The following is a 2734-nucleotide window of genomic DNA, read 5'->3' on the forward strand; positions in this document are numbered from 1 at the left end:
AAGCCTAGATTTAAGCCAACAGGCAAGGTGGGGCGACGTGGAGGCCCTGACATGACCGACCAGCATTTTACCCTTTTTGAGACCCCGATCGGAACCTGCGGCATCGAATGGGGCCCGCGCGGCATCAACGGCGTGCAACTGCCGATGGGCAGCGAGGAGAAGACCCGCGCCCGCATCCGCCAGCGCGATCTTTTCAGTGTCGAAACCGCGGCGACATCAGAGGTGCAGGCGGTGATCGATCGCATCGTCGACCTGCTCTCCGGCAAGCCCGACGACCTCAGGGACATCGCGCTCGATCTCGAGGACGTGCCGGAGTTCAATCGCGGCGTCTACGACATTGCGCGCAGCATCCCGCCCGGCCAGACCCTGACCTATGGTGACATCGCCAAACGGCTGGGCGGCGTCGAATTGTCGCGCGATGTCGGCCAGGCGCTCGGCCGCAATCCCTGCCCGATCGTGGTGCCCTGCCATCGCGTGCTGGCGGCCGGCAACAAGCCCGGCGGCTTCTCCGCCAATGGCGGCGTCGAGACCAAGCTGAAGATGCTGGCGATCGAGGGCGCGGCGGTGAATCACACGCCGAGTTTGTTCGACTAATATAAGCTCGGCTGCGTAGCTGCGTAGGGTGGGCAAAGCGAAACGTGCCCACCTTCTTTCCTCGGCTCGACATGATGGTGGGCGCGAAGACGCGCCTTTGCCACCCCACGATTGAGACTGTCATGCCTCGCGAAGGCGGGGCATCCAGTACTCCGCGGCGTATCGGCTCGAGCACTGCGGTCTTTGGAATACTGGATCGCCCGGTCGAGCCGGGCGATGACAACCAGTTGGGATTGCGACGCCGCTAGACCATCTCACACGTGAACGCATCGCCGCGGCGCTTGATGCGGCCGGCCGACGGCGAGGGGAAATGCGCCGTGCAGCACAGCGTCTCGGTTTCGCACAGACGTTCGAGCAGGCCGCGCCGGCTCTTGGCCGCCGCCGTCGGATCCACGTCGAACTTTGGCGACAGGTCCGGATAGCGCGTCTGCAGCGGCGAGTGCATCGCATCGCCGCAGAACACCGCTGCGTCCCTGCCCTTGCCGAAAACGAACGCGACATGGCCGGGCGTGTGCCCTGGGGTCGGCAGGATGCGGGCGTGATCGCCGATGGCAAAATCATTGGTGACGAGATCGGCCTTGTTGGCCTCGACCACCGGCAGCACGCTGTCCGTAAAGGTCGGAATTTCCGCCTTCGCATTCTGCGCGGCCCAGTGCTCGAACTCGCCCTTGCCGAAGACATAACGCGCGTTCGGAAAGGTCGGCACCCACCATCCGTTCTCCAGCCGGGTATTCCAGCCGACATGATCGGGATGCAGGTGCGTGCACATCACGATGTCGATATCGCCGACCGAAAGGCCCGCGGCTTTCAGACCGCTGAGATAAATGTCGTCGGTCTTCATGTGCCATTTCGGCCGCGTCGTGCGCGGCTTGTCGTTGCCAATGCAGGTATCGATCAGGATCGTGTGGTGCGGCGTCTTCACTACATAGGATTGGAAGCACAGGATCAGCCCGTCTTCATTGTCCAGCGCCTTCGCCTGACGCAGCCACGACCGGTTTTCCGCGAGCAGCTCGCCCGTCAGCGCCGGAAACATCTCCAGCGCTGGCAGGAACGTGGTCTCCTGCTCGATGACACGATGGATGGTGAGATCGCCAACAGCAAAAGTCAGACTCATGGCTGCGCCTCCACGCTTGATCACGCAGCCGGGGGCAGCGAGATCTTGACCGACGGCCGCTCCAGCATCTTCTGGTGGAACGCGTCGAGCTTCGGATAGGCCTTGCGCCAACCGCAATCGGCAAAGCGGAAATCGGCATAGCCGAGCACGCAGATAAGGGAGATCTGGGCGATGTCGAGCGGCCGCGCCAGCATCGCTTCGGCCTCCTGCTCGAAGCGTGCCATGCCGTTCCAGGCCCGGCTCCAATGATCGTCCGCCCAGGCCTTCCAGAAAAGCTCCTTTGGACGCACCATCGCTTCGTAGCGGCACAGCAGCATGGAATCGAGCATGCCCTGCAGCAGCGAATGGTCGGCCTTGATCTTCCAGCGCAGCGCTCCGGAGGCGGGGATCAGCTTGCCGCCGCCGGCGAGGTCATCGAGATATTCGACGATGACGTAGGAATCGAGCACGACCTCGCCATTGTCGAGGATAAGCACCGGCAGCTTCTTCACCGGCGTGATCTTCGAGTACTCGTCGTTCGGCGTTCCCGGGGCGACCGTGGTGGGGACGAATTCGATTCTGTCGATCAGGCCGAGCTCGATCGCGGCGATGCGCACTTTTCGGACAAACGGCGAGGCGGCGGAGAAGGTGAGTTTCATTTTTGTGTTTCCCGACCAATCTCTCATGCACGGCCTTGTGCCGGGCATCTAGGGTTAGGTTTTTGAGCGGCCCGTGATTCCGGGGCGGCTCGAAGAGCCGAACCCGGAATCTCGAGATTCCGGGTTCGATGCTGCGCATCGCCCCGGAATGACGGTGCAGGTTGTGCGCCCCTCGCAATCGCGGCGGGCGCAAAAATTCGGCGCACCTCACGCCGCGACGATCTCCTGGCGCTGCTCGCCGAGTCCCTCGATGCCGAGGGAGACGACGTCGCCGACATTGAGGAACTGTGGCGGCTTCATGCCCGTGCCGACGCCCGGCGGCGTGCCGGTCGTGATGACGTCGCCGGGCAGCAGCGTCATGAATTGCGAGACATAGGCGATGCATTGC

The 2734-nt window shown here is 63.2% G+C and carries 4 protein-coding genes; 1 reads left to right on the forward strand and 3 read right to left on the reverse strand.

Annotated features, from left to right (window positions below):
• The first annotated feature begins 51 nt into the window (after positions 1 to 51).
• Complete coding sequence (locus JOZ76_RS16760) at positions 52 to 594, forward strand: methylated-DNA--[protein]-cysteine S-methyltransferase (protein ID WP_291699868.1); 543 nt, start codon at positions 52 to 54, stop codon at positions 592 to 594.
• A gap of 244 nt (positions 595 to 838) precedes the next feature.
• Here JOZ76_RS16760 and JOZ76_RS16765 read toward each other — a convergent pair whose 3' ends face one another.
• From JOZ76_RS16765 to JOZ76_RS16775, 3 genes are all read right to left on the reverse strand, one after another.
• Entirely contained in the window at positions 839 to 1708 is an 870-nt protein-coding gene (locus tag JOZ76_RS16765) for an MBL fold metallo-hydrolase (protein WP_291699869.1), read from the reverse strand.
• A gap of 20 nt (positions 1709 to 1728) precedes the next feature.
• A complete protein-coding gene (locus JOZ76_RS16770) occupies positions 1729 to 2346 on the reverse strand; it encodes a glutathione S-transferase family protein (RefSeq protein ID WP_291699871.1) in 618 nt (205 codons plus the stop codon).
• Between the two features lie 207 nt (positions 2347 to 2553).
• On the reverse strand, positions 2554 to 2734 hold a 181-nt coding region (locus tag JOZ76_RS16775), incomplete at its 5' end, for a fumarylacetoacetate hydrolase family protein (RefSeq protein ID WP_291699873.1).

This window comes from Bradyrhizobium sp. (genome assembly GCF_019244115.1).
Classification (GTDB): Bacteria; Pseudomonadota; Alphaproteobacteria; order Rhizobiales; family Xanthobacteraceae; genus Bradyrhizobium.